At 60.7% G+C, this 26,872-nt stretch carries 22 protein-coding genes and 3 tRNA genes; 6 read left to right on the forward strand and 19 right to left on the reverse strand.

Features of this window, described 5'->3' with window-relative positions; all coding sequences use genetic code 11:
* Positions 1-191: 191 nt before the first annotated feature.
* A complete protein-coding gene (gene msrA / locus CK910_RS14860) occupies positions 192-824 on the forward strand; it encodes a peptide-methionine (S)-S-oxide reductase MsrA (protein WP_043556141.1) in 633 nt (210 codons plus the stop codon).
* 368 nt (positions 825-1,192) lie between these two features.
* Here the strand turns inward: msrA and CK910_RS14865 are convergent, their stop codons facing one another.
* From CK910_RS14865 to CK910_RS14875, 3 genes are read right to left on the reverse strand one after another with little or no spacing between them, the layout of a single operon-like run.
* The gene (locus tag CK910_RS14865; protein ID WP_042869761.1) at positions 1,193-1,528 is read right to left on the reverse strand and encodes a DUF3802 family protein; all 336 of its coding nucleotides are present in this window, start codon (positions 1,526-1,528) and stop codon (positions 1,193-1,195) included.
* 55 nt (positions 1,529-1,583) lie between these two features.
* Positions 1,584-2,060 (reverse strand): GNAT family N-acetyltransferase, encoded by a 477-nt coding sequence (locus CK910_RS14870; protein ID WP_098983831.1) that lies wholly within the window; start codon positions 2,058-2,060, stop codon positions 1,584-1,586.
* A gap of 8 nt (positions 2,061-2,068) precedes the next feature.
* Positions 2,069-2,425, reverse strand: coding sequence for an MmcQ/YjbR family DNA-binding protein (locus tag CK910_RS14875; protein ID WP_098983832.1), 357 nt, complete (start codon positions 2,423-2,425; stop codon positions 2,069-2,071).
* 106 nt (positions 2,426-2,531) lie between these two features.
* Here CK910_RS14875 and CK910_RS14880 point away from each other — a divergent pair, with 106 nt between their 5' ends.
* Positions 2,532-3,323, forward strand: a complete 792-nt coding sequence (locus tag CK910_RS14880; RefSeq protein WP_005310476.1) for an alpha/beta fold hydrolase — start codon at positions 2,532-2,534, stop codon at positions 3,321-3,323.
* A 441-nt stretch (positions 3,324-3,764) separates the two neighbouring features.
* Here the strand turns inward: CK910_RS14880 and CK910_RS23805 are convergent, their stop codons facing one another.
* Positions 3,765-4,250 (reverse strand): hypothetical protein, encoded by a 486-nt coding sequence (locus CK910_RS23805; protein ID WP_157774633.1) that lies wholly within the window; start codon positions 4,248-4,250, stop codon positions 3,765-3,767.
* 832 nt (positions 4,251-5,082) lie between these two features.
* Here CK910_RS23805 and CK910_RS14885 point away from each other — a divergent pair.
* A complete protein-coding gene (locus CK910_RS14885; protein WP_098983833.1) occupies positions 5,083-6,024 on the forward strand; it encodes a hypothetical protein in 942 nt (313 codons plus the stop codon).
* Between the two features lie 73 nt (positions 6,025-6,097).
* On the opposite strand, the gene CK910_RS14890 is transcribed toward CK910_RS14885, so the two are convergent.
* From CK910_RS14890 to CK910_RS14905, 4 genes are all read right to left on the reverse strand, one after another.
* Positions 6,098-6,463 carry a hypothetical protein gene (locus CK910_RS14890; RefSeq protein ID WP_098983834.1) on the reverse strand — a complete coding sequence of 122 codons (366 nt, stop codon included), beginning with the start codon at positions 6,461-6,463 and terminating at the stop codon, positions 6,098-6,100.
* Between the two features lie 314 nt (positions 6,464-6,777).
* Positions 6,778-7,845 (reverse strand): lipocalin-like domain-containing protein, encoded by a 1,068-nt coding sequence (locus tag CK910_RS14895; RefSeq protein ID WP_098983835.1) that lies wholly within the window; start codon positions 7,843-7,845, stop codon positions 6,778-6,780.
* Complete coding sequence (locus tag CK910_RS14900) at positions 7,842-10,277, reverse strand: ABC transporter permease (protein WP_098983836.1); 2,436 nt, start codon at positions 10,275-10,277, stop codon at positions 7,842-7,844. Before CK910_RS14900 ends, CK910_RS14895 begins: the two co-directional genes overlap by 4 nt.
* A 27-nt stretch (positions 10,278-10,304) precedes the next feature.
* Positions 10,305-10,985: an ABC transporter ATP-binding protein gene (locus tag CK910_RS14905; RefSeq protein WP_098983837.1), complete on the reverse strand. Its 681-nt coding sequence runs from the start codon at positions 10,983-10,985 to the stop codon at positions 10,305-10,307.
* Positions 10,986-11,182: 197 nt separating this feature from the next.
* On the opposite strand from CK910_RS14905, the gene CK910_RS14910 reads away from it, so the two are divergent.
* Entirely contained in the window at positions 11,183-11,650 is a 468-nt protein-coding gene (locus CK910_RS14910) for a DUF4357 domain-containing protein (RefSeq protein ID WP_043141117.1), read from the forward strand.
* A 110-nt stretch (positions 11,651-11,760) separates the two neighbouring features.
* On the opposite strand, the gene CK910_RS14915 is transcribed toward CK910_RS14910, so the two are convergent.
* The 11 genes from CK910_RS14915 to CK910_RS14965 form a co-directional block, all read right to left on the reverse strand.
* The gene (locus tag CK910_RS14915) at positions 11,761-12,951 is read right to left on the reverse strand and encodes a Bcr/CflA family multidrug efflux MFS transporter (RefSeq protein WP_043556132.1); all 1,191 of its coding nucleotides are present in this window, start codon (positions 12,949-12,951) and stop codon (positions 11,761-11,763) included.
* A gap of 147 nt (positions 12,952-13,098) precedes the next feature.
* Positions 13,099-14,745 carry a 6-pyruvoyl-tetrahydropterin synthase-related protein gene (locus CK910_RS14920; RefSeq protein ID WP_098983838.1) on the reverse strand — a complete coding sequence of 549 codons (1,647 nt, stop codon included), beginning with the start codon at positions 14,743-14,745 and terminating at the stop codon, positions 13,099-13,101.
* Positions 14,746-14,866: 121 nt separating this feature from the next.
* Positions 14,867-16,138 carry a hypothetical protein gene (locus tag CK910_RS14925; RefSeq protein ID WP_098985108.1) on the reverse strand — a complete coding sequence of 424 codons (1,272 nt, stop codon included), beginning with the start codon at positions 16,136-16,138 and terminating at the stop codon, positions 14,867-14,869.
* Positions 16,139-16,338: 200 nt separating this feature from the next.
* The gene (locus tag CK910_RS14930) at positions 16,339-16,911 is read right to left on the reverse strand and encodes a hypothetical protein (RefSeq protein WP_098983839.1); all 573 of its coding nucleotides are present in this window, start codon (positions 16,909-16,911) and stop codon (positions 16,339-16,341) included.
* Positions 16,912-17,134: 223 nt separating this feature from the next.
* Complete coding sequence (locus CK910_RS14935; protein ID WP_098983840.1) at positions 17,135-18,553, reverse strand: NAD(P)/FAD-dependent oxidoreductase; 1,419 nt, start codon at positions 18,551-18,553, stop codon at positions 17,135-17,137.
* 108 nt (positions 18,554-18,661) lie between these two features.
* A complete protein-coding gene (locus CK910_RS14940; protein WP_098983841.1) occupies positions 18,662-19,486 on the reverse strand; it encodes an FTR1 family iron permease in 825 nt (274 codons plus the stop codon).
* On the reverse strand, positions 19,486-22,464 hold the full coding sequence (locus tag CK910_RS14945; protein WP_172955329.1) for a hypothetical protein: 2,979 nt from the start codon (positions 22,462-22,464) through the stop codon (positions 19,486-19,488). The genes CK910_RS14940 and CK910_RS14945 overlap by 1 nt, the downstream gene beginning before the upstream one ends.
* 4 nt (positions 22,465-22,468) lie before the next feature.
* Positions 22,469-22,918 carry a hypothetical protein gene (locus CK910_RS14950; protein WP_098983842.1) on the reverse strand — a complete coding sequence of 150 codons (450 nt, stop codon included), beginning with the start codon at positions 22,916-22,918 and terminating at the stop codon, positions 22,469-22,471.
* A gap of 121 nt (positions 22,919-23,039) precedes the next feature.
* Complete coding sequence (locus CK910_RS14955) at positions 23,040-23,525, reverse strand: YqhA family protein (protein WP_043141101.1); 486 nt, start codon at positions 23,523-23,525, stop codon at positions 23,040-23,042.
* A 149-nt stretch (positions 23,526-23,674) separates the two neighbouring features.
* Positions 23,675-23,750, reverse strand: a tRNA-Asn gene (locus CK910_RS14960).
* Positions 23,751-23,752: 2 nt separating this feature from the next.
* A tRNA-Asn gene (locus tag CK910_RS14965) sits at positions 23,753-23,828 on the reverse strand.
* A 580-nt stretch (positions 23,829-24,408) separates the two neighbouring features.
* Here CK910_RS14965 and dauA point away from each other — a divergent pair.
* A complete protein-coding gene (dauA, locus tag CK910_RS14975) occupies positions 24,409-26,145 on the forward strand; it encodes a C4-dicarboxylic acid transporter DauA (protein WP_098983844.1) in 1,737 nt (578 codons plus the stop codon).
* Between the two features lie 182 nt (positions 26,146-26,327).
* Positions 26,328-26,415 (forward strand) — tRNA-Ser (locus tag CK910_RS14980).
* Positions 26,416-26,872: the final 457 nt, after the last annotated feature.

The following is a 26,872-nucleotide window of genomic DNA, read 5'->3' on the forward strand; positions in this document are numbered from 1 at the left end:
TTGCCGTTTTATGCCACCATTTGGGCTGACTGGGGATGAGGGACCCCGTCGGACGATGGCCGGGCGCGGAAGGATGCCACCATCCCAGCGTGGCTGCGGCCTTGGTTGATCCCGGCCCATAAACTGTTATCTTCGAGACTCCTTTTCGTCAGCTGTGCGATCGCACAGGTTTTTATACAAGGACAGGGTTCATGGAACAGATTATTTCACCGGCAGACGCGCTGCCGGGACGCCGCGAGACTATGGTGATTGGCCAGCAGCATGCGGTCAATGGCCACCCGACCCAGGGTCCCTGGCCTGAAGAGATGGCGGTAGCCTGGTTTGGTATGGGCTGTTTCTGGGGCGTGGAGCGCCTGTTCTGGCAACAGCCAGGGGTTTACTCCACCGCCGCCGGCTATCAGGGCGGGGTCACCCAGAATCCGACCTACAAGGAGGTGTGCAGCGGGCTGACCGGCCATGCCGAGACGGTGCAGGTGGTGTTTGATCCCAAGGTGATCGGCTACGGTGATCTGCTCAAGCTGTTCTGGGAGCAGCACGATCCGGCCCAGGGCATGCGCCAGGGCGGTGATGTCGGCACCCAGTACCGCTCGGTGATCTTCTATGCCGACGAGAGCCAGCAGGTCATCGCCCAGCAGAGCATGGCGGCCTATCAGCAGGCCATGATGGCCAGTGGCGACAGCCGCGCCATCAGTACCCGCATCTTGCCGCTGGCGCCCTTCTATTACGCCGAGGATTACCATCAGCAATATCTGGAGAAGAATCCGGAAGGGTATTGCGGACTGGGTGGCATAGGTGTCTGCCTGCCGCCGAGCCTCAATCGCTAAGAGGCAGAGCCGCGTTTGGCGACTCCCTGTTTGCACATGAAAAAGAGCCGCAGTTGCGGCTCTTTTTGACGGTCAGCATGCCGCTGAACAAGCTGAGTGTCAGCGTGATGAAAAAAATCGTAAAAAAATGTGTCATGGCCGGGAACTAAACCGGATCGACCTTGCCTAACTTGGTAGCTTCCAAGGATGGGAGCCAAGACCAGACACATTTCTTGCCTCGATATTCATTAAAAGTCATTGAAAAGCTTGATGAGTTGAAATGATAGCAAGCAGGGCTGCCCGTTGAAGGCGGCCCTTTTCATGTGTGTTGTTTGCGGGAATATTCGGGCGCTTGGGTCTGCGCCACGGCGACAAACTGTCTCGACGGGCTAGCTGATGGCGCCGTCAAACAGGTTCTTGATGAGATCGATGAACTCTTCGAGGAAGGCTTGCTGGGCCGGGGTCGGGGCGCGCAGCCAGACGGCGGAGAGCACCTCTTCCAGATCGGCGACCACGGCATCGGCTTCTTGCATGATCATGAAGCGCAACTTGGGATCGAGCTGCGGGTTCTGTTCGCAGATGGCCATCAGGTTGCCGGCCACCCGGCCGCTCACCAGATCTTCGATGGTCTGTTCACCACTGCTCTGTTGCTGGGTTTCAAACAGTCCCAGACTCTCCACCAGATACTCAATCAGGGCGATATAGCCTTCGCTTTCTACAACCATGGCGGCCTCAATCCTCAACAATACGGAAAAACTGTGCGTATTTTAGTGGCTGGACCTAGCTTGGCAAGCGCCAGTGCAGACGATAGCGGATAAAACCGACCCCGCCGCGCTCCACGCTTTCCAATCCGGTCAGCTCAAAGCCATACCGTAAAAATAGCCCATAGCTGAAGGCACTGGCCTCCGTTGTCAGGGTCTCGATGCCGAGCCGAGCGGCCTGGCTGAGGGCGGTGGCGAGCAAGAGGCCGCCAAGCCCTTGCCGTTGATGGTCAGGGCTCACATAAAGCAGACTCAGGTGACCATCGTCGCTGAGGGTGACGAAGCCGAGCACGGCGCCGGCTTGCTCCAGCACCCAGCCGTGGTGCTCACGCAACTGGCTGACAAAGCCGGGATGATGGGCGCCGAGGGCCCACTGCTCTACCTGCGCCTCGCTGTAGTGCTCGGGGCCGCGTTGGCGCACCGACTGCTCGAACAGGGCGATGAGGGTGGGGATATGCTGTTCGCTCAGCGGGACTATATCGGGCTGCTCTGGCATGGGATGGCTCACAGTGTCGGCGCTTGCGGCCGTTTGGCCTTGGGCAGACCGGCGACCACCCGCTCATAGGAGTGGTGCACCCAGCCTTGCCAGAGATCGCTGGCCAGGGTGTCGCTCAGGGTAACCGTGTTCCAGTGCTGCTTGTTCATGTGCCAGCCGGGTTTGACCTCGGGGTGGATCTCCCGCAGCAGCAGGGCGAGATCGGGCTCGCATTTGAGGTTGATGGTGAGCGGCGCTGCCTGCCAATCCACCAGTGCGAACATCTTGCCGGCGATGCGATAGACCAGGATCTCCGGGCCGAAGGGGGTGTCCTCCTGAGCGCCCGGCAGGGTCAGCAGAAAGGCTCTCAAACTCGTCAACTCCATGGTCATGCTCCTCGCCAGTTGCCATGCAAACGTATTTTTTAGGTGAAAATATCTGCTAAGATGCGCGCCTACTATACCCCAATGCCGTCGATGAGGGAGTCGCAAGATGCTGTATCACAAGACGTTCGAGCTTGGCCCCGACAGGGATTGGGTGGTATTCGTGCACGGCGCCGGTGGCAGCTCCTCCATCTGGTTCAAGCAGCTGCGCGCCTATCGCGAGCACTTCAACGTGCTGCTGCTGGACCTGCGTGGCCACGGTCAGTCCCACCAGTTGCAGCAGGTGGTCAAGGGTCACTACAGCTTCCGGGCCGTGACCGAAGACATAGTGCGCCTGCTCGATCACCTGCGCATTTCCTCCGCCCACTTCGTCGGTATCTCGCTCGGCACCATCCTCATTCGCCATCTGGCGGAGCTCTGCCCGGAGCGGGTCAAGAGCATGGTCTTGGGCGGCGCCATACTGCGCCTCGACATCCGCTCCCGGGTATTGGTGCAGCTGGGGCGCCTCGGCCAGCACATCCTGCCCTACATGTGGCTCTACCGCCTGTTCGCCTTCATCATAATGCCGCGCCAGCACCATCAGGAGTCGCGCAACCTGTTCGTGCGCGAGGCGCGCAAATTGTGCCAGAAGGAGTTCAAACGCTGGTTCCGCCTCGCCACCGAGGTCAACCCCCTGATGCGCTACTTCAAGGAGCGCGCCCTGCCGATCCCGACCCTCTACGTGATGGGGGAGGAGGATCATATGTTCCTGGCACCGGTGCGCGAGCAGGTGGCCCGCGATGCCAGCTCCTCGCTGGCGGTGATCGAACAGTGCGGCCATGTCTGCAATGTGGAGCAGCCTGAGCAGTTCAACCGCCGCACCCTGGCGTTTCTCAAATCTTTGGCCCGCGGCCGTAAATAATCCTTCGCCCAATCCCGATTCAAACAATGCAGGGGATATATCCGGGCCAGCGTTTATCCAGTTCTTCGATGTCATTGGCAACAATGGCTGATGACGGTGGATCTCGATGCTTGCGTATCCAGGCGCCAACCGATTGCCGCTAGGGGATCGGCAATAGCCACACCTGTGAAATGGGACTAATCCTACGTTCTCTATCACCGCATTCTCTATCTGGTCGATCAGGCAGCGAGATAAATAAAACCCCGGTAGAATCTTCTCTGTCGATCATTCCATCCGGCTCAAAATTTGCGTAAAGAAGACACCGGTCGAGGCCGGTGTCGGATAATAAAAAATATAGGCCTCAGAAATATCAACCTAAGTAAAAATATTAATGTACTTTACTGATAAAATAGATGCGCTTGGAGTTTGATTTTACATCCTAACCGCTCCTGTCATATCAATTTACTGACATGCACTCTTCGAAAGCAAAGGAGACGATGTATCAACAAACCATTTTGTTGCAGCTACAAAAGTGGTTTTTTCTTTTAATCTATCTCCATTAAGACTATAACGTTGTGTTACTATGCGACCAGAGCTATCTATAATGCTTTCTGCTTTATACATATCTGCTGCATTATTTGTATTTTGAAAGTCAATTAATCCTTGTTCATTGAATTTTTCAGAAAGACCAGGGGCAGCTCGGGCATAAACATAGTTATCTTTAAAAGCAATGCCGGAGGGATATATGGAAGAGCTCCAGTAGTTATTGTATGGTCCATTTCCAGAAATAATTACCTTTACATCATAACCATTTTCTATATATGTTTTTAATATACATAGCTCACCATAAATAATATTGCCTGAATTGTCCGTCTCATATGCTTTATGCCAGTCAGCTTGTGTAGGCAGAGAACATGCCATCATAATAAAGAATATTGATTTTTTCATACTTCCCCCGTTGTAATTAATTATTAAAAATAGAGTGGAGTTTTATTGAAAAATTTCTTTGTAGTGCCTTATAATCGTACTTAGCTTTAATTTAAATGGTCAGGAATTTTACAATGACTGTTTTTACCTACAGGAGAACAAGCTGTCGACATTTATTGAGGATATAGTAAATATATTTTAAACATTACATGATTCAATCATTTGCAGGCCTGCTAGTGATTCTGCCTATGGGTATTAAGAAGTGATCCTCATTATCCAATCATGTGCTCACATGGACTTCTTCTGATTGTACTGATAAGCCTCATATGGGAATCTTATCAAATCCTGATCTATTTAGTAAGCAAAAACTAATTAATATTTTTATTGAGTTTTTTGACATGAATCAGGATCGTAGTGCTGGGAAGAAAGGTAAGCGCGATAGGTCAGGTGACTACTGTGCAATAAAAAGCAAAGGCCGCTATGCCAATAGTGGCTAGCCCTATGTCATATCTGTCAACATTGGGTCGTTCATAAAACCTACTGGCTTAGTAGCTGGTCATCTCCAGATAGCCAACGCTGCTGCCGTCTCCCGGGACGGAAACGGCCACCTCCCGCTAGTCAGAGCGGCCGATCATGACCTGGCTGGGAGTTTGGATAAGCCAGTAATGACCCACAGTCATGCGATCCAATGGGACTCGCTATTCGGGTCTAATCATCACTTTATCAATCAATGCCTTGTAACAGCTGGTTACAGATCTTGAGTCGACCGGCGAACCCTCCCTCCAGTAAATTCAGCAGCGATTGAATGCACCTCACATAACAAAGCAATAGCAAGGAACAAGCGTCAATGAGAATGCACCACAAAGCCATACTGGCCATCGCCTGCACCGCCGCCCTGTCCGCCTGCGACAGCGAGAAGGCGGCCAACAGCATCGCCAAGCGCGCGCCGCTGCCACTGCCCGATGCCGGCGTCTATGAGGCGAACCTGCTCAGTCGCGACGGCGATCAGGGGCCGTTCAAGATGATCAAGGGGCCGAGCGGGTTGGCGCTGGTCTACCCCAAGGGCGACAGCGAGCAGCGCTGGGGCGTCTGGGTCGAGAACGACGGCAAGCCGGTCACCAGCTCCCAATGGACCGGTCAGGCGGCCCGGAAGGAGAACAAGGATGGCATCTATCCGGTGCTGCTGGAGCGCACCTCGGTGCGGGGCAAGCGGCTCGATGCCCAGAGCAACGACCACAACCTCATCAGCTTTCAAGACAAAGCGGTAACCGATCTGGCTGGCAAGGAGGTCAAGCGCTGGACCTTTGACTTCACCCGCGTCGGCACCCAGTTCCGGGATCCGGATCAGAGCACAGCCCTCTATCGCGACTGGAGTGGTCAGCTTGCCGTGAGCAAGCTGACCACCCGGGCGATCACCAGCGACAGCTGGCTGGTGGAAGATGACGCCGGCCTTGCCGATGCCATGGTGGGCCTGATCCGCAGCACCAACAATGGCGGTACCCTGACCCTGGATATCGAATTCCCCAAGGCCGGCTGCACCCTGACCGGCAAAGGCAAGGCCGATCAGCACAATGGTCTGAGCAAGCTCAGCCTGAGCGGGTTTGGCAAGTGCAGCTTCAAGGCGTCAAGCGATCTCAGCCCGCTCGAGAACAAGTGGGTGCTGGGTCTGGCCAAGGCCAGGGATGGGGCGCAGGCCTACGCTGCCGCGTTCGATATGCCGGGTACCCGCAAGGCGACCCTGGTGGTGGGCTTCCCCGAGCAAAACGACCTGATGGTGATGGGCGAAAAATTCTGACAGCATTACGTTTTTAATCAAGACCCTACCGGGGGTCTATTTGGCACAATCTTAAAAGATTTGAGGGAAGGATTTAGACTTTATCCAATGCCTTGGTGTCTGATGCGTATTTGCACATGACTGTTGTGTTATCAGCTGCATAGTTGTAGCTGGTTTCAATATAACTGCCACGATCGCCAGTCAAAATGATATTTACCTTGCTGCCTGGGTTAGGGTAGTGGTTATCACCATCGCCACCATACCAGTGTCCTTTATTAAGATCGTAATAATATATATTCCCCAGCACTCTAATTTTCAATATGAATCGTTCAAAATTGGTCGCTACGTTTGCAACCGCAGATTGGCCGTTCTTGATGGTCAGGGTCATGAATTGGTACGGACTTGCTTCGATAATTTCTACATCAACACCCAAGGCATTCACTATGGTTAAACTTCCCATATTATTACCCTCTCAAATTTAGTTATGATGCTATGTATTTTATTTCGCAGTGACCTGATGGAAACCTTAAATCACTATCAAAAAATCTGGTGAAATTAAAAATGCAAAAACCTAGCTATTTATCTAATGGCCGATAGATGTTCCACATTTTATATATAAGTATCAACTGCAAAGTTTGACACTTTGCATATTGGAAATCTCTGCTACTTTATCCCATGACTGAAAATAGCTTTGTTATCAGGCTATTGGCTATGGTGAAGCTAAAGTCATCCCAAAACCTGATGCACGATCGCAATGCTAAATATCTGCTCGACTCAATACCCCGTCATCTCCAGATAGCCCAGCCCCTTGGCATCCCCTGATACCGTCACTGCCCCCTCCCAGTAGTCAAAGCGGCCTGTCATGGCCTGATTGGGTTGGCGCGCCTGGATGGTTAGGTTGAGATCCCCGGCACTTAGCTGCCACTCGACGGGGTAGGGCTGCCCCTTGGGGCCGCGCCAGGTCTTGCCTGGAGTCAGTGTGATGGCGTCAGGGGAGAGCACCCGGCTGCTGCCGTCCTGTTCAATCAGGATGCCGTAGCGGTTTTCGGGCTCGGCGCGGCCCGATTTGGTGCGCAGGCGAAACAGCATCAGCTCGCGGCCATCGGCAAGTTGCAGCGAGAACCAGTCCCAACCTGACTGCCAGTCGGCCAACACCGAGCTGCTCCACTCGTGATCGAACCAGCCTTGGCCCGTGACGGTGCGGGCCTCGCCATCGAGGGTCAAAGTGCCGGTGAGCGTCAGGCGCGGGTAGGAGTAGTAAAACGAAGCGTTGCCCGGGCTCTTCTCGCTGTAACCCTGCTTGCCCTGCAGCACCACAGGTTTGGCGGCGCTCACCTTGAGATCAAGGTCCCCCGCCTTGCTATGCACCTTGAGGGTGGCGGGGAAGAGTGCCTTCCCCTGTGAGGTCAGCCCCCATTCCCGCAGCCAATATTCGCCGCCGCTGGCTCCGGCGAGCCCCGGTCCCTGGCGGCTGGTGCGCTCATCCTGTTGGTGGCTGCCTTTGCCGAGGTCAGTGATGGCAAACTGGGCCAGCCAGAGCTGAGGGGTGAGCCAGGGGTTGTTCGACGTTATCGCTTGCTCTATGCCTTGCCGAAACAGGGTCCACTGCAGGCCATATTCGCGTCCCTGTTCATCCTTGAGGTTGCCGGTGAGATACCACCACTCGGATCTGTAGTCGGGGTGGGCGCTGTGATCGGCGGGCAAGCGGATGGGTTGGCCCGGCAGGGCTTTTTTGAACTGATCGCTGCCGCCGCCGAGGATGGCGCCCAGATCATTGGCCCAGGCCGCCCCGCCATAAAGGGTGCAGGTGAGCAGCAGTAGCCAGACATTGCGTTTTTTCATACCAGTTTCCTCGCGGCAAACCAGGACGCCAATGCGCCACACACAGGCGCCAGCAGCAGGGCCGTTATGGCATGCAAGGGGGCGGCCTCGAAGGCGAGGCGCCAGCCAAAGGCGCGGGGGTTGACCACCTCGATCAGCACCCAGGCCAGCCCATAGCCCACCGGTAGTGCCAGCAGTGCGGTGAGCAGCCCGAGGCCCGCACCTTGCCACACCAGCAGGCGGCGGCAGTGGCGCGGGCTCAATCCCAGACTCTGCAAGGTCTGCAACTCACTGCGCCGGGCCAGCCCCAGCACCATGAAGGCCGAGCCTATGCCGACGAAGGCGATGCCCAAAATCAGCAATTTAAGCAACTCGGTCACCACAAAGGTCTGATCGAACACCTTGAGGGCGGCGGCATGGATGGCGGGGGCGGGCAAGAGGTTGACCCCCTCGCCAAAACGGGCGCGCAGCCGGTCGGCCAGCTGCTCAGGATGGGCACTGAACAGGGCGAGGGATTGCACTGCCCCCTCTTCGAAGGCGTGCAGGAGTTGCCCCTTGTCGCTGCCGTAATCCTGATAGACGCCGGTGACGGTGAGCCGCCTTGGCCCCTGTTCGCTTGTGATGCTGAGCGTCTGGCCCACCTTGACCCCGAGCCGTACCGTCAGCGGTTCGCTTGCCAGTACCTCGTCGGGGCCCTCGGGCCAGCGCCCGGCCAGCAGGGGATAGGCGGCTTTAAGCTCGGGGATAAAGTCCATCTGCGCCCACTCGATGGGCTGGCCCTGCCAGCGGGCGGGGTGCACGACGCGGCGCGATGCTTGCGCCACCTCAGGTTCGGCCAGAATGGCGGCCAGGGTCGCCTCGCTCAGGGCGCCCTTGTTGCCTGCCACCCCCTTGGGGGCCGTGACATAGAGATCGGCGGCCAGACGCTGGCCCAGCCAGATCTCCACGCTTGAGCGAAAACTCGACACCATGACCCCTATGCCGATGGCTGCGGCTATGGCCAGCTGCAGCGCCATCACGGCGATGGCGGTGCGATCCAGATGGTATTGGGTCTCGGCGACCCCGAGCCGGGCGGTCAGGAGGTGGTGGCGATCCGGCGTCCCCATGGCGCGGCGCAGCCGCCCCAGCAGCCAGCGCAGGGCGTCCGGCAGCCAGAGCGCCATGGCCAGCAGCCAGCCACCGGCCACAAACAGGGCGCCATCCAGACCGGTTTGTGGCAACCAGAGGCAAAGCGCGCACAGCAGCAGTATGGCGCTGGCCAGCCCCCGGCGGCGCCAGGTATGTCGCGGCGGGTGGCTGTTGCCCTCACGAAGCTCAAGGGGGGATTGGCGCAGCAGTTGCCACCAGCCGGGCAGGTTGGCGGCAAGCGTCCCGGCAAGGCCGATCACCAGCGCCTTGAGCAGGCTCAGAGGGGAGAGGCGCAGCAGAACGATGGGATTGGGGCCATACAGATCGGCCAGCGCCTGGGTCAGCTGCCCCATGAGCGCCAGGGCCAGCAGGCTGCCGAGTAGCAGCCCGAGCAAGGTGCCCAGGGTGGCGAGGATCAGCAGTTCGAGCGCCAGCCAGCGCAGCAGCCGGCTCGGCGGCAGCCCCAGAATGATCAGCTGGGCCAGCTGGGGGCGACGCACGCTCTGCACGAAGCGCTGGGCGTTGAACACCAGAAACAGTCCCACCGCCATGGCGAGCAGGGAGAGGGCGGTGAGGTTGAGCGCCAGGGCATCGCCGAGCTGGCTGGCATCGAGCGCCGGGCTGATGGGCTCTAGCCAGAGCGGCTGATGGGGGCGATAGGTTTGCAGCAGAGCTTGCAGGGCGCGGGCCTCGGCGTCACTGAGCTGGAAGACGATGCGATCGAGTCGACCCTCTTTGCCAAGCAGGGGCTGGGCTAGGCCTATGTCGGTCACCAGCAGCCGCTCCATGGGCACGGCGCCTGGCTCGAAGGTGCCCGCCAGGGTCAGAGTCAGCGGGTGATCACCCTCGCCGCCCAGCACAAAGGTGCGGGACTGGCCCGGCTGCCAGTCGAGCCGTTTGGCCTCCGGCGCCGCCAGCCAGACGCTGTCGGCGCGGTTGAGCGAAAAGGCGGGTTCGCTGGATGGGCCTTCACCAAACAGCCGGCGAAGGGGGCCGGGGTTGAACAGATCCATCCCCAGCAGCTGAAAACTGCGCCCCTGCTCGTCTTTGAGCCAGGCGTGCAGCTGCGGCATGGCATTGAGGCTCGGCTGGCTGCGCACCAGTTTGACGTAAAGCTGCTCATCCAGACCGCCGCTCGGGGCCAGCCGGTAGTTGGCATCCCCCGCCAGCTGGCTGCGGGCGGCGACGAAGTTGGTGCTGGCGCTGTGGTTGAGCAGCTCTATGGCCACCACCAGCGAGACCCCCAGCATGAGCCCGGTCAGGCTCATCAGCAGCAGCCAGGGATGGGTGCGATAGAGGCGCAGCAGCGCCTTCAACGGCAGCATGAGGCGGCCTCGCGATCTCGGCTGGCGTCACTCATGGCGTGCGCCCTTGAGCTCGACAAGCTGGCCCCCTTCGAGGCGCAGCACTCTATCGGCCAGGGCGCCATAGGCGGGGTTGTGGCTCACCAGCAAGAGCCCGGCGCCGGTTTCGCGCACCGCCTCCATCATCAGCGCCATCACCTGCTCGGCGTTGTGCTCATCGAGACTGCCGGTGGGCTCATCGGCCAGCAGCCACCTGGGCTGGTGAATGAGGGCGCGTGCCAGGGCCACCCGCTGGCGCTGGCCGCCGGAGAGCTGCTCCGGCCAGGCGTGGCGTTTGTGGACGAGATCGAGCCGGGTGAGCAGGGCGTCAAGGGTTGTCTCATGGCGGGGCAGGCCGTTGATGGCGAGCGGCAGGCAGAGGTTCTCCTCCACGTTCAGGGTCGGCAGCAGATTGAAATCCTGATAGACGATGCCAAAATGCCGACCGCGCAGGCGGGCCCGATCGTCCGGGGACTGGTTGTCGAGCCGGGTCTGTCCCAGCCAGATCTCCCCCTCATCCGGGGGGATGAGGCCGGCGATCAGGTTGAGCAGGGTCGACTTGCCACAGCCGCTCTGCCCCAGCAGCAGGGTGATCTCGCCAGCGGCCAGGGTGAGATCCAGGTGATGGAACAGCGGCAGACATTCGCTGCCGTTATCGAAGCTCTTGCAGAGGTTGCGCAGGGTCAGCATGGGATAACCGCTTGATGGTCAATAGCTTTCATCATGCCATCTAGGCTACCACGGGCGGGAATGATCAACACGCCTCGCGACGGATCAAGAGGGCAAGTTAGTGATCAAGCCTGCAAAAGAGGTGAGGATCCTCGCTGGATCCCGCTTGCCAGAGGTGGTTAGAATAGGGGCTTCCATGGGTCACAGGATGAGCAAGGATGTTACACAAGCAAGTCAGTTTTATCATCGATAGCAAGGGCAACAAGCAGGCTGCCGTCGTCCCCATCGAGATTTATAACGAGCTGATGACCCTGCAAAAGGCGCTCTCCGACAACAAGCCGGGGGAGCGCGAGCTGTACCACTTCAACGGCAAGGGCGCCGAGGCCCACGGTTATCCGGTGGGCAAGCGGCAAAATCCCGGCTTCATGGTGCTGGCGGGCTCCACCGCCAATGGCGAGGATGCCGCCTCCCTGCGTGAAGCCGTGATCGAGCTGCGCCAGGAGCTGCTGGGCAAGGGGATCCTGGCCCCTCGCAGTGAAGGAGGGTTTGTGTTCACCGCCGATCAGCTGTTCAACAGCCCGAGCCTGGCCGCCAGCCTGGTGGCGGGCAACAACCGCAGCGGCCTGGATGCCTGGCAAAACAGCGCCGGCTACACCCTCAAGCAGTCGGGTTTCGGCAAGAAGTAATTCCCCGGCACGCCAGCTGCGCCTCCCTGCCGCTTGCGGGGACTGCACAACGGACATGAAAACGCCGCCCTCTTTGGTGATCAAGGAGGGCGGCGTTTTTTGTCAGGCGTTTATTTCTTGCCGGTCAGCAGCCAGTAGCTGATGGCCGAACCAAAGCCGCAGCCAGCGATGGCGATGGCCATGGGCAGCGGCGATTCGGGCGGATTGAGGTTGACCAGAATGCCCACCAGGGCGCCTATGCCAAAGCGCAAGGTACCGGCCAGGGCCGAGGCCGTGCCTGCCGACTGGGGGAAGTGACCCATCAGGCCCGTCATGGCGTTGGCCCCCACCAGGCTGATGTGGCCGACGAACAGCACCACAGGGATGACGATGCCCCACAGGCCCCCGGTCTGGCTCCAGGCGTTGTAGATGAGCAAGGCGCCGGCACAGGGCAGCATCAGCAGACCGTATTGCAACATGCGCTCGGCGCCCACTCCTTTCACCAGCCGGCTGTTGACGAAGGTGACCACCATCATCAGCAGTATGTTGAGGCCGAACAGCCAGCCGTAGTGCTCGGTCGGCACCTTGAAATACTCGATGTAGACGTAGGGCGAGGCGCTGATAAAGGCGAACATGCCCGAGCTCGACAGGGCGCCACACAGCACATAACCCATGGCGCCACGATGGGAGAGCACGCCCCAGTAGTTGCGCAGCACCTGCCCCAGCCTGAGCGGCTGCCTGTGTTCAGGCTTCAGGGTCTCCTGAATTTTCCACTGCATCACCACGCAGATGAGCAGGCTGATGCCCACCAGCAGCCAGAAGATCACCCGCCAGTCGCTGTGGGCGCTGATGTAACCGCCTATTACGGGGGCCACCAGGGGTGCCAGCGTCATCACCAGGATGACGAACGACATGGCCCGCGAAAACGCATCCTTCTCGAACAGGTCGCGCAGCAGGGCATTGACCACCACGGAGCCGGCCGCACCGCCCGCCGCCTGCAGCATGCGCCAGGCCAGCAGTTCGGGCAGGGAGTCCGCCATGGCGCAGCCCACCGAGGCAATGGCAAACATCACCAGCCCCGCCAGGATCACCGGCTTGCGGCCATAGCTGTCGGCGAGCGGCCCGTAGAACAGCTGGCCGATGGCGAAGCCGCCGAGGAAGGCGCTGATGGTGAGCTGGGCACCGTCTATGCTGGTGGCGAGATCCCGGGCGATGGCCGGAATGGCGGGCAGGTACATGTCCACCGCCAGCGGGGTCAGGCCCGCCAGGGCGCCGAGCAGGATAAACAGAAAACGGGGAGAGAGGGCTGCGGGTTGGGGCATAGGATGTCCGATCGTGAGCAAGTTCGCGTGAAAAAAAGTAACAAGTAGTCAGTCTATCAGTTTTGGCTGGTTTGGGCAGGGCTATGCCGTCCCCTGTCACGCTCTGGCTGTGATGCCAGGCGGCGAATTGCGGTCCGGACAGCCGGATCACTGCCGTTTCGGCGCCTGACAGCCTCGATAGGCGAGCAGTAGCCAGCAGAGCCAGCCCAGCAGGGAAATTCCGCCTCCCCATCGTTCTGGCCAGCGAGCCGTCAGCCTCAGGCTGAGCCTGTGCTGACCGGCAGGCACCCAGACTTGCAGCAGCCCCTGCCGGTTTGCGCTGACCGCCAGCGTCAGCGAGTCATCCAGTCTGGCCTGCCAGCCCGGGTAGTCATATTGGTGCAAGGTGAGCCTGGTGGGCCTCTGTGTCCTCACCGTCAGTTCCAGCCATCTGGGTTGCCAGCGTACCAGCGTCCACTCGGCGCCTTGCTGCTCAGTGGTGACCGGGGGTTGAAACTCCTCCTTCCAGGCGAGCAGAGTCGGGGTGAACCGGCCACTGGGCACCTGAATGGGGCGGTATTCCCGAGCACTGCGCTTGCTGTCGAACTCGGCATCGATCACCGTCTTGAGCGGTGCCTGGGTGAGGGGGGCGTAATAGACATAGGCGAGGCTGGAGATCAGGGTGATCAGCAGCAGGCACCACCAGATCCCTTGCCATGGCCGCTTGACCGGGGTTCCCAGCGCGACCACTGCCACCGTGGCCAGGGTGAGGATCAGATTGCACCGCCAGGGAAATTGCAGCCGCTGCAGCGGTGGCAGCAGGTGCCAGATTGGTTGGCTGAGGGGCAACATCATCAGGAAGGCACCGACTCCCAACACCCCCCAGCACAGGAACTCGGGGTGGCGTGGCTCACGGGCCGCTGCCCAGGCGAGCAGCAGCAACCCCATGGTCAGCAGGCTTTGCCAGGCCAGATGGCCGCGAAAACGCCAGTCGCCCCAGCCCGAGGGCAAGCGGTCGAGAAAGTTGCGCCTGAAGTCGAACATGCCGCCACGCATCAGCTCCATGGAGATGGCCCCCTGATCCAGCAGGGCGGGTAGCAGCAGGGCTGCGGCCATGGCCAGCCCCAGCACTTGCGCGGCCAGGGTGATCCGAAGCGGAAACGATGTGCGTGAGCGCCAGGTTTGCAGCAGTGCCCGCAGCGTGATCAGCGCCAGCATCAACAGCAGGCTGGGCAGGTGGGTGAATGCCAGCAAGGCCAGCGCCAGTGCCAGCAGGGGGAAGCCGCCTCGCCGGCGCTGGCCGGCGAGATCCTGCCCCAGCAGCACCAGCGGGGCCCAGACGAAGGCCCAGAATTCCGCCAGGGCGAAGCGGGCATAGAGATCCAGGGCCAGATGATAAGGCAGGGCGAGGTAGAGCAGGCTGGCGGCCAGGGCGCGACCGGGGGCGCTAAAGCGGCGCAGCCAGAGGTAGGCGAAGAGACCGGAGAGCAGCAGCGCCAGGCTGGCGCTCCATAGCAGGGGGTAGATGGCCTGATGGGCGAGCGGCTGGGGGCCGGCGAACAGAGCGCTGACGTAGTAGGGCAAGGGGGGATAAAAGAAGAAGGTGGGGCTGCCAAAGCCGCCGTTCATGGCCATCAGCCAGCGCGGGTAGAGTTCCCCCTGCCACAGTTGCAGCGCAAAATAGTGGCCGGAAAGCAGATGATGAAACAGATCATGCCCCTGGCTGCCCCCCCGCAGCCAGAGCGGCAGCAGCAAGACCCCGCAGGCCAGCACCAGCGTCAGAGGGATGAGATACCATTCGCCAGGCTTCTTCATAAACAGACTCACTTGTCACGGATGCGAAGTGAGTGTAGTCGACGCTGGCCGCCTGGCAGGCAAGTGGATCGAGTGGCTGACTAGGGGGCGACGGGTACCTGTAGCTCGAGCCAGCGGCCGGCTAGGGGGAGACAGGCTCTTGTATCCCGAGCCAGAGGCCCGGTTCGGCGTGAAAGCGGGGGGCAAACCAGATCTGCCGGTTTGGTGCGGGCAGATCGCCAGCCAGGATGGGCCGTCGGCTGAGGCGGCAAGCCCCTTGCGCCAGTGCGAGGCGGGCATCCCCCTGGTACCAGCCGTCGGTGACGGGCAGGGCCGTGGTCTCTCGCAGCAGCCTCACCCCCCACTGGGTCACCAGCGCCGGGCACACCCGCTCGGCCAGTCTGGCCGCCTTGACCATGGCGGGCGGCTGGGGCGGGGTGAGTGTGGTCATCAGCAGCGCCAGGGCCCCCAGCACGGCCGGCAGCTCGCCCCGGTGCGGCAGCATGCCCGCCAGCAGCACAAGGCCTAGCAGGATGAGGGGCGCCAGATGGCGAGGATTGTCCGGGTTCTGGCCAAACAGGGTCCAGAGCAGCAGGACCAGCCAGCCGAGATACCAGACCTGCTTGGCAGGTACGGCCTTGCACCGAACCGCAGGCCAGAGCGGTATCAGCAACAGTCCGATTGCCAAGGGCCAAAGCGGGGTCAGTTGATCATTGAAGGTGCGGGCCCAGCTCAAAAGCCGGTCGCCATGGGCCGCCGCCGTGTTGCCCCAGAGGGTAAAGTGGCCGTCGGTAAAGCGCCGCCCTTCGCTGAAATAGGCCAGGCCATCGGCCTGCCAGACAAACAGCAGGCTGGAAAATCCTACCAGCGCAATGGGGAGTATAAATCTGAGTCGTTCCCCCTTGTGTTGCATCCCGAGCCAAAGCGGCAGCAATGCCAGCACGAAATAGGAGGGGCGCAGGGCCAGCAGCAGCCCTACCAGCAGGCCGGCCAGCGTTATCTTGCGATGCTGCAAAGCCAAGAGAGCCCCGAGCCATGCCGCCAGCGCAGGTCCGTCCGAGAGGCCGGAGAGCGCCAGGGTCGGCGTCAGCGGCAGGGCCAATATCAGCAGCCAGACTGGCGTCAGCAGGCTCGGCCGCTGCCACAACCTGACCGCAAGCTGCGCAGCCAGTGGTGCCAGCAGCCCTGTGCCCATCAAGCTTGCCCACTGCACCGCGCGGGCCGGTTCGTCTACCAAAAGATTGATAAGCCGCGCCAGCCAGATAAAGGCGGGGTAGCCAGGAAAGTGGGGGGAGAACTCCAGCACGCTGAAGCGCGTTACCCCGTGGGCAAAGTTCAGGGCATCGTCGGAATCGAGCGCCACCGGAAAGGCAAACAACCAGCCAAGCCAGGCCAATTGCAGCAGCGCAAGCAGCCAGAGGGGGGGGGAGCCAGTGGAAGTCCAACGCCGAGACCTTGCCTTCCCCCTCATCCCCAACCCTTCTCCCGCCGGGGGAGAAGGGGGCAAATCGGCGTCCGGGTGCATTTATCGGCAGGCTGTGCGTAGGGTGGGTAGAGCGAAGCGAAACCCACGGTTTGTCACAGCGAGATGGCGCAATGATGGGCAGAGGGTCATCAGAGCGGAGCCAGCACGGCCATCAGGGCTTTTTCGGCGTCGGCGAAGGCGGTGGCATCGGCAGGCTTGGCACCCACCCCGAAGACGCCAGGGTTGCCGATGGCATCGAGCACCCTGGCCAGCGCCTGCTCGGCGGCCTTGCGATCCCCTTCACTGAGAGAGGGGAGGATCAAATCCAGGAAGCGCTTGCTCTTGACCACCAGCACCTTGGCGGTCTGGTAGTCGCCGAGGTTCTGGCTGGCCCCCTCGAGGCGACGCTCGATCTCGGCCTTGTAGGCGCGGTTGAGCAGGGCGGCGGTAGCTGCGGCATCTTTGGCCTTGATGGCGGCAGCCAGCGGCGCTTGCAGCTCGACCTTGTGGTGCTCTTCCAGATAGCTCAGCTCCTCGGCGATGTCGCTCAAGGTGGCGCTGGCATCCTTGCCGTCAGTGGCGGCGCCCAGCAGTGCCTCGCGTGCATCGATCAGCGGCTCCTTGCCGGCGGCGGCGTAGGAGTAAGCCTGGGCCTGTCCCATGCCGGTCAGCAGCGGGCCCGTCAGCAGGGCGAGGGCGAGTAAACCCGGGCGTATGGTCATCCTGTTCTCCTTGTTGTGCTTACGGCACGGCCCTCAGGCCACGCGCTGGGTCTCGATTCCGGTATTGTCGTTGCGATGGTTGAAGGTGTTGCGGCGTCGGTTTACCTGTTGAACACCTGTCACCATCCTCACGCCACGCTCTGGGTCTCGATCACTGTGTTTTCGTTGCGATGATTGAAGGTGTTGCGGCGTCTGTCTGCCTGTTGAACACCTGTCATCGTGCTCACGCCACGCTCTGGGTTTCAATCACGGTATTTTCGTTGCGATGATTGAAGATGGCGTGGCGTCTGTCCACCCCGTCGATCACCATGTCGGCGGCCATCATGCCCATCTCCATAGCGGTGTCGGTGAAGATGTAGCGGAATGTCCCCTGGCGGCCGGTCATGATGAGATTGCTAATCGGCATCAGCGCCTGGATGGCGGCATTGCGGCGGGCCTGATAGCCGAGATCCATCAGCGGATAGGCGTACTCGCTGCGCGCCTCGAAGGTTTCGTCCCCCAGCTTCTGTGTATCGACACCGAGGCTGGCGAGATCGGCGGTGACCCGGCCGCGCAGCTCGGCCAGCGGCGCCTGCCAGGTCTCGTCCCCCGGATTGCAGGGGATCTCCAGCATCACGGATGTTTTCCCCACCGGCGCCATAAAGGGGCTGCGCCGGCGCGGCTCCTGCAAGCGGGTGGCCAGGATATGGGGGTCCGAGAGGTACTGCCAGGTGTTGTCCGACAGGTTCTCCTGATTGAGCGGCATGTTGACGAAGCGCAAGGATCGGTAGTGCAGATCGCACGCCAAGCCCAGATGCTGACAGGTGAGCGGCAGCGGCAGGGTGGAGATCACCTGATCAAATTGCTCGCTCTGCTCCACGTTATCTTGTGACCAATAAACCCGTTCAATGCGGCCATCAGCCTGCTCAAGGCGAGTGATGGTGGCGCCGGTTTTGAGCTCGACGCCCTCAGTCACCAGCCGCTCACCCAGGGTGGCGAAGATCTGGCCGAAACCATATTTTGGATAGCGATACTTGCGGGCATAGGTACGCACCGATAGGTTGCCCTTGCGCCTTGGCAGCAGGCGGCGCGCCACGTCTTTGAGATCGATGAGGCTGATACGCTGACCGGCCCAGTCGGCGGAGAGCCGGTCCGGGTTGATGCCCCACAGCTTGCCGGTGTAGCCCTCGAAGAACTGGCGATAGAGGGTGCGGCCGAAGTGGCTCTGGATCCACTCGGCAAAGCTCGCCTTGTCAAAGTCGTCCGGCTTTTTGGCAAAGGGCAACAGCAGCAAGTCTTTCACCGCGCCAGCCATCAGCGGCAGGGGGGCTGTCTTGATCAGATTGGTGAGGTTCAAGGGGTAGTCATAGGTGCGCCCGCCAAAGCGGATCACGCTCTTGCGATCGGCGTGGAGCAGATCGTCCCCCATCAGCTCGTCGATAAAGGCGAGCAGCTCGGGGTTCTTGGTGATGAAGCGGTGACCGCCGTAATCGAAGCGATAGTCGCCATCCTTGCCGGCAAAGGTCTGGGTGGCGCACATGCCGCCCACCACGGGCTCCTGCTCGAACAGGGTGACCGCAAAACCGGCTTGGCAAAGACGCCAGGCGGCCATCAAACCGGCAGGGCCTGCGCCCAGTACTGCAATCTTCTTGCTGTCGCTCATGACTGTGTATCCGAAAAATCTGGCTGAAGAGAAAAGGGGAAGAGGGTGAAAAAAGCGGCCCATCCCGTGAGCCGCCTTGCCGTATTCATATCTCGCAAAGAGGCGGGCTTACCCCTGGACTTTGTGGCGATAGTTGCGATGCCAGATGGTGACGAAGATCACCAGGTAGCTGGCCCAGGTCAGCAACTGCAAGCCGGCCGGTGAGGCATTGTAGCCAAACAGGGCGCGCAGGAAGGTACCGAATACCCCCTGATCGTCGAGAATGTGACTGATGTTGAATACCGGCGTCGTCCAGAGGGTGATGACCCCCGCCGCCTGCAACATGTTGACGGCGGACGACAGCAGGCCTGCGGCTATGATGATGATGAGCAGGCCGGTCCAGCGGAAGAAAGGGGCCAGCGCCACCTTGCGGGTGGAGCGCAGCAGGCCCCAAACCAGCACCACAGAGATCAGCAGTCCGCCCAGCGCCCCCATCAGTCCCTCGTGCAGATCCACCCCTTGCCCTGAGTAGACCAGGGCCGAGAAGAAGAGCACGGTTTCAAAGCCCTCGCGCATCACGGCGAGGAAGGCGAGCAGCACCAGGCCAAAGAGGTTGCCGCCATCGATGGCCGCATCGATGCGCGCCGTCATGGCCCCGACCTGGGACTTGGCCTGCTTCTGCATCCAGACCGCCATGTAGGTGAGCACCAGAGTGGCGAAGATCAGGATCCCCGCCATCAGCAGGTGGTTGTAGCGCTCGCTCTCGAACTGGCTCACCACCACCTGGAACAGGAAGGCCACCACCAGAGAGGCGACGAGGCCCAACCCCACCCCCAGATAGATGAACTTGTTGTAACGGCTCGCCCCCAGCTTGGCGAGATAGGAGAGGCAGATGCCCACCAGCAGAAAGGCTTCCAGCCCCTCGCGCAGGGTAATGAGAAAACTTGCAAACATCAGGATTCAGGCTCCGTGTCAGGCGTAGGGGAGGTGGGTTGCAAGGTGAGTTGCAACCGGTTGAGCAGCACTATGGGTGGCTCCGGGAGGCTCGGCTCGGCGGCGCGCACCGCATCATTGACCCACTTGGGGTAGGTGCGGAAATTGAGTTTGATGTCGGCCTGGAAGGGCCCACGGGCATCCGCCGGCAGAGGCCAGGCTTCATCGCGCCAGCCATCGGCCGGGATGCGGGTATCCGCCAGCAGCTTGGCGTAACGCCAGAACTTGAGCCCCACCGGCTTGCCGTCGGCATCGCCGAACACCTTTCTGAACAGCCGCGCGTCCTCGGGCACGGCGCCAGCCACCGGCTGGCCGCTTTTGAGCACCCGCTTGCCGCTGGCGTCGGTGACGGTCAGCTCCAGCCAGAGCTCGCGAAAATCGGCGACCCCGGTGGGCAGGGCGTGGCCCGCGCCGGTATTGGCAACCCGCACCACCAGTTGGCGGCGATCGGCAGCCCCTTCGATGCGGGCGGAGAGCGTCGCGCTGGATCGCAACAGCGCCAGGCTCTCTTGCTCGAGTTCAGGGTTGCGCAGTCCCACCAGCTGATGCTGGGCGCCGGTGAAGTTGTGGCGATAGAGCCGCTCTTTCACTGTGCCGTTTTCGGTGGACTGGCCGGCCACCGGTGCGCCGCCATTCCCCGGCTCCGGGTTCATGTGACAGTCGATGCAGCTGCGCAGCTTGGCGGGATCGTCCGCCTTGGCGAAGCTGGAATTCTCCCACTCATCCCAGGTGTTGACGATATTGGCGCCTGTGCCCGGGGCAAACTCGTTGTGGCAGGATTTGCACAGGGCCGCATCGCGGTAGAAATCCTTCTGGTAGGAAGCCTTGTGCATGGCGGGGCGCGCGTTGATCTGCCGCTCGGCCAGCCAGTGCTTGAGGCTGCCGCCGGCGGCATCCTCGAACACATAGCTCTCGCGGTCTTTCAAATTCACGGTAAAGGCGCTGTTGCCACCGGCATCCTCGAGCCGGGTGATGCGATGGCAGAGCACGCAGCTTGTGCCTTCTTCCACCACGGGCTCGCCTTTCTGGTGGGCCGCGATCAGCGAGGCGCCGCCCTGCTCGAACATATGGGAGCCCTTGGGCAGATCCTGCTGGCCGTTCATCACCTGCTGGGGCATGTGGCAGCCCTGGCACCACTGGCCGAACGCTTCGCCCTCGGTCTGGCGGGCCAACGCCTGCACCACCTTGTAGTAGGGGTGGGAGTTGCCCATCAGCCTGTGGTTGCTCTCGCTCCAATCCTGGAACGCTTGCTGGTGGCAGTTCTGGCAGGAGGCGGAGTTGAGCCACTCCTTGGGATGGGTGGTCGGCGCCTTGGCCGGATCCGTGCGCGGGGCATCGAGCCGCAGCCAGTTGGCGAGATAGGGGAGGTTGCCATCGGCGGTCACGAAGGCGTGCAAGTCTTCCATCATGGCCTTCACCTCGGGCTGGGGCCTGGCGGGGTCAACTGCCTCGGCGCCATCGCGGGTGTCATGGCCCATGCCGCCCTGGGTCTGCTGGGTCATGCGCAGGTATTCGCCGATAAAGTCCCCCGCCACCATGTTGGCGAGGTTGGCGTGACCATTGATGGCGTTATCGCTGCTCTGCTGGCGATGGGCGGCCATCAGATAGCGGTTGGTGAAGTTGAACCCGTCCAGATGGCAGGAGTTGCAGCTCATCCAGTTGTCCCCCGCCATGGGGAAGCGTGAGTTGGAAGCTGTGTTGCCCAAGTTGAACAGCCGCTCGCCGCGCTTGAGCGCCTCGGGGCGGGGATCCGTCTCCACCAGTTTGGCGAAGTGCGGCTGATCGACGGTGACCCGGGCGAAGGGGCCGCTGCCGCCGGTGTTGAGACGGGTGAGATCCTGCCCCATGGCGTTGTGCACCAGTAGGTGGTCGCCATCGATCAGCAGATCCCGCGGATTCTGGCCCGGCAGATGGCGAAGGAGCTGGGTCGCCTTGGCGCCCCCCTGAAACTTCTTGCGGCGGTGGCGGTTGCTGTTCTGCTTGCCGCTGCGCGACAGGTCGAACACCAGCAGATCCTCCGAGCCCGCCAGGGTCAGGTAGATCCGCTTGCCGTCGGCGGCGAAGCGCGCCGCGAACGGGTTGGAGACGATCTGGCTGCGGTTGCCGACGCTCGGCAGGTTGATCTGCAAAAAGAGCTGCTTTCTTTCATCTACCCGCTCTTTCTCCTCATCGAGATTTATGATGGAGACGGCCGGAAAGACGGTGCTCTGAAACTGGAAGGGGTGGTCGAAACTCCACAGCACATGTGGCAGCCAGGCTTCGCTGCCATCGGGGGAGATAGTGATGCCATCGAGCAGGCGCGGCAAGCCCTGGGAGTCGCTCGGCGTATCGCTGTGGGTCTCGGCCAACGTGATCAGGTGCGGCTTGGGCAGGGTGGTGCCGTTGGCTCCGCTCTCGAGCTTGCCGAGATCATAGATGGCGAGCTGGCCCGTCATGGCGTGGGTGAGCAGCAGGCGGTCGTCGTTGGTCAGCGCCAGCCCGCGCGGGGTTTCGGCACTGGCCGCATCCAGCTGCAGTCTGCCTGAGGTGTCGTAGGCCTGCAGGCGGCCTGCCTCAAACAGCGTGACCCAGAACCACTGCCGCTTGGGATCGAAGATGACCCCATAGGGTCTATGGCCGGTGGGGATCACCTTCGCAAGGTCGAGATCCTCATCCAGCAGCAGCAACCGATCGCCGCTGTAATCGGTGACCAGCAGGGTGCCGTCGCCTGCGCGGGCCAACTGGCGCAGATCACCGCCAAAGCGGGCCTCTTTGAGCCGCTTGCCGTTGTCTCGTGCCAGCAGAGTGACAGATCCTGCGCTCAGGTTGGCGGTGACGAGGCGATGGGTCTCGCCCTCGTCATAGGCGATCATGGCCGCGCCCATCTGCTGGGCCGCGGCAGTATGGGTACCCAGCAGCAGTGCTGTGGTGAGCAGGCAGGAAAACAGCAACTTCAGCATGGGATCAGGAACGCCATTTCAGAATGGTCCAGCGCCAGGCGTGGCGCAGCACCAGAGGAGTCAACGCTAGAGCGCTCAGCCAGTGGGCCCAGCTGCTCAGCGAGCCCAGGGTGTCGCCCGGGGTGCCATGCAGGATCAGCAGCAAACCGCTGCCAAGACAAACCAGCAGCAGACCTTCGATGATGCGCCCCGTGGTGCGCAAGAAAGGTTTGCGGCTCTTGTTCAGCAGGCTGCGATGGGAGAGCCAGAAGGCGCCAAACAGCAGGGGGAACAGGGTGAGCGAGAGCATCACATGCAGAAACAGATTCCAGCGTGCCAGCGACCAGAGCGGGGTCAACGGTTCCCACAGCAGCAAGCCGGAGAAGAACATCAGATAGAGGGAGCCCTCGGCGGCCTGATGGTGATAGGCCAGCCACTGCCAGCAGTGTCGTGGTGAGAGGGAAAGGCTTGTCATAGGTGCTCCAGCGCCCGGGCAGTCCAGCCCGGGGGAGCAAGTTTACAATGCAGTAAAGGTAATGAAAAGAGTTATCAATTCCGCTCTTGATGAATAAATCCTGAATGAAAACAGGGTTGGGTCATTTGTGATCCGCCAGCCGTTCCGTGATGGCGTAGATGAGCGCCGCGGTGGAGAAGGCGAGAAACACTATCACAGACCACTTCATCTCCACCTCGTTGCCGACCCCGTCATCCAGGAAGGCCTTGAGTACCTCGATCCCGGCGATGGTGACCAGAGAGTTGATGACGATGAGTTTCAAGGAGGCGAAGTTGATCTTGCTGAGCCAGTTGTTGCCGAGTGCCTCGCGCTGCTCCTGGGTTTGAATGAACTGCACATAGCCGCAGATGGCCACCAGGATCAGCATCTGGGCTACCAGTATGAAGTCCACCAGGGTCAGCACCCCAGTGATGAGGTCCATGTAGTGAATGTCCACGATGTCGATGCACAGGGCATAAAGCTGCATGGCGAACTTCACCATCAACAGGGCCACGCAGACCAGAATGGACACATAAAAGGGAAACATCATCAAGCGGCTGCCATTGAGCATGAAGTTGAAACGGCGCATGAAAACTCCTGAAGAAGGTGAGGTTGCGCTGATTATGGCGCGAAATGGTGGTCAGGGGGATCCCCGTCGCTCACAACCCGTGATGGCGGGCAGCGCGAGCCGGACGGCAGAATGCAAAAAGCCCAGCCAAAAGGCTGGGCTTTAGAAGATGGCTCCCTCGACAGGACTTGAACCTGTGACATACGGATTAACAGTCCGCCGTTCTACCGACTGAACTACGAGGGAATTGGCTCCTCCTACTGGACTTGAACCAGTGACATACGGATTAACAGTCCGCCGTTCTACCGACTGAACTAAGGAGGAATTGCCTGTCTCGTTGAGACGGTGCGGATATTAATAGCCTGTCGGCCGGGTGTCAACCCGCGACCCGATGCAAAAAATGGAATTTCGGCCCGTTTGCCCAAAACTTGGTCGTTGTGGACTATTTTCAGCACAATCAGCAGCTTGAGACGGCGTTTTGCCTGTCACTTTTTCGTTTTGGCACATTAGCGGCTGGCCGGGAGCAGGCCGCCCTCGATGGCGAGTCACACGGCAGGCTTGCTGAACGGCGGGTGACAGTGGCGCCGCACGCCGGAGAACTGGAGCCCTGACTCAGGGAGAGGCGTGACGGATAAGGTGAGCGATGTGGATGCGTCAGGATTTAGTTAGCAGGCGAAGTGAAAGTTCGGCGTAATGGTGAGAAAAGGCGGCGATATGTGGACAATAAACGGCAATTTTGCGTGGTAACGGCCATTCATTGATCCCGCCCATCGAAATATTTCATCGGCTGGGGTATGGTTGCTCAGGATACCATCGCCGTGTCGACAGCTCTGCCGGCCCTTGATGATGATCGGGCGCCGGTTCAATCCGGCCTTTGTCTCCCTCTTCTGGTATTACGATATACATGCACAACCAAGCTCCTTTGCAAAGCGTGAAGCTGGCCATTGCTTTACGCCAATCCTGTATTGATGAACCCTACAGCCTTCCCCGCTTTGGCCGCGATCTGATCGCCGGCATCACGGTCGGCATCATCGCCATTCCGCTGGCCATGGCGCTGGCCATTGCCAGTGGCGTGCCGCCACAACACGGTCTCTACACCGCCATCATAGCCGGCATCGTCATCGCCGTGACCGGTGGCTCCCGCTTCTCCATCTCGGGGCCGACCGCCGCCTTCGTGGTGATCCTCTATCCGGTGGCCCAGCAATTTGGCGTGGGTGGCCTCTTGATGGCGACCCTGATCTCGGGTTTCTTTCTGGTGGCCATGGGCATGGCCCGGCTTGGACGCCTTATCGAGTACATTCCGCCCTCTGTGACTCTGGGCTTTACCGGTGGTATCGCCATCGTGATCGCCACTTTGCAGATCAAGGACTTCTTTGGCCTGCATGTGCCCGAGATGCCGGAAACCTACATAGGCAAGGTCGAGGCGCTGGCGTCAGCCCTGCCAAGCTGGCAATGGGGGGATACGCTGGTCGGGGTTGCGACCCTGGCCGTGCTGCTGCTCTGGCCACGGCTGCGGTTGCCGGTTCCAGGTCACCTGCCCGCCGTGCTGGTGGGGGTGGGGCTGGGGTTCGGTCTGCACTATTTCGGGGTCGATGTGGCCACCATCGGCAGCAAGTTCAGTTATACCCTTGCCGATGGTACTCAGGGCATGGGGATCCCGCCCATAGCCCCGACTCTGGTGATGCCATGGGCCCTGCCCGGGCCGGATGGGGCTCCGGTTGAGTGGAACCTGGCTGCCATTCAGCGGCTGCTGCCGGCAGCCTTCTCCATGGCCATGCTGGGAGCCATCGAATCCTTGCTCTGCGCCGTGGTGCTCGATGGCATGACGGGGCGCAAGCACAGCTCCAACGCCGAGCTGGTGGGGCAGGGGCTGGGCAACATACTGGCGCCCTTCTTCGGCGGCATCACGGCAACTGCCGCGATTGCCCGTTCCGCCGCCAACGTGCGGGCCGGGGCGACGTCGCCTGTCTCCGGCATCATCCATGCCCTGGTGGTGCTGGCGGCCATTCTGGTGCTGGCGCCCTGGCTCTCCTGGTTGCCGCTCTCGGCCATGGCCGCGCTGCTGCTGATCGTCGCCTGGAACATGAGCGAGGCGCACAAGGTGGTGGAGCTGGTGCGTCGCGCGCCCAAGTCCGATGTGCTGGTGTTGGTGGTCTGCCTCTCGCTCACAGTCATCTTCGACATGGTGATTGCCATCACCTTCGGGGTGATCCTGGCGTCACTCCTGTTCATGCGTGAAATCGCCAAGATGACCAGGCTGCACGATCTGGCGGATCACAAGCGCTATGCCCACGAAGTGCCGGCAGACGCCTTGCTCTACAAGATCAACGGTCCCCTGTTCTTCGCCGCCGCCGAGCGGGTCTTTGGCGAGCTGGTCGCCCAGGTCAAGGGACACAAGCTGCTGGTATTGCAGATGGAGGCCGTTTCCATTCTGGATGCGGGGGGCCTCTCCGCCTTCCTGCAGTTTGAGAAGCAGATGGCCAAGGCCGGGGTGCAATTGCGGGTCGCCGAATTGCAGTTTCAGCCGCTGAAGACCCTGGCGCGGGCCAAGGTGCGTCCCGTACCCGGTCAGCTGGAGTTTTATGGCTCGCTGGAAGAGGCATTGAAAGGCGAACACAGCCACGAACAGCCGGCAACCTGATCAAAGAAGGGCTGGGGTGACAAGATTTTGCGCAGTTGGCTCGGTTCTTGAGCAAACAGACTGAAAGCCGCAAAATTGCGTTGACCCCAGGACACCGCATCCCTTACATTACGCCCCGTCGCCGCGGCATGGTCCGCAAGCGATGGTGCAACTCAGGCACCTGAAAATGTGAGAGAAAATTTGGTGAGGTGTCCGAGTGGCTGAAGGAGCACGCCTGGAAAGTGTGTATACGGCAACGTATCGAGGGTTCGAATCCCTCCCTCACCGCCAAATAAAGCAAAAGGGCCTGTCGAAAGACAGGCCCTTTTGTTTTTCCAGTGCTTGCTGGTGCAACACGTCTCCGGGCTCGACAAGCAGATAGGCCCAGCCATGCCGCCGAAGCTGTCAGTTGGGCGAGATCCCGCTGATGGTGAGCGCATCCTGGCCGAATGCCACCAAAACCGACCCTATGGTCGGTTTTTTTGTTATCAGGCCAGCGTTTCCTCGCGGGCCGCATTCACCCAGAATCTTTCGTCAGGCGCAATGTCCTTCATCTGGCAGGGCACCACCCAGTGGCAAAGCGCCTTGTCATCTCATGCATGGCAACACCCCGAGCAATCCGAGTGCTCGGGGTGTTTGCTTTGACATGGCATCCATTGCTTTTCTTCCCACTCATCTCTCCTCCCGCCTGAACCCGGACGGCGGTCTTCGGGGGCGCCCATCTTGCTTCATCCTTCAATTCATTTGC

It is taken from the genome of Aeromonas sp. CA23, from assembly GCF_002587065.1.
Lineage (GTDB): Bacteria > Pseudomonadota > Gammaproteobacteria > Enterobacterales > Aeromonadaceae > Aeromonas > Aeromonas bestiarum.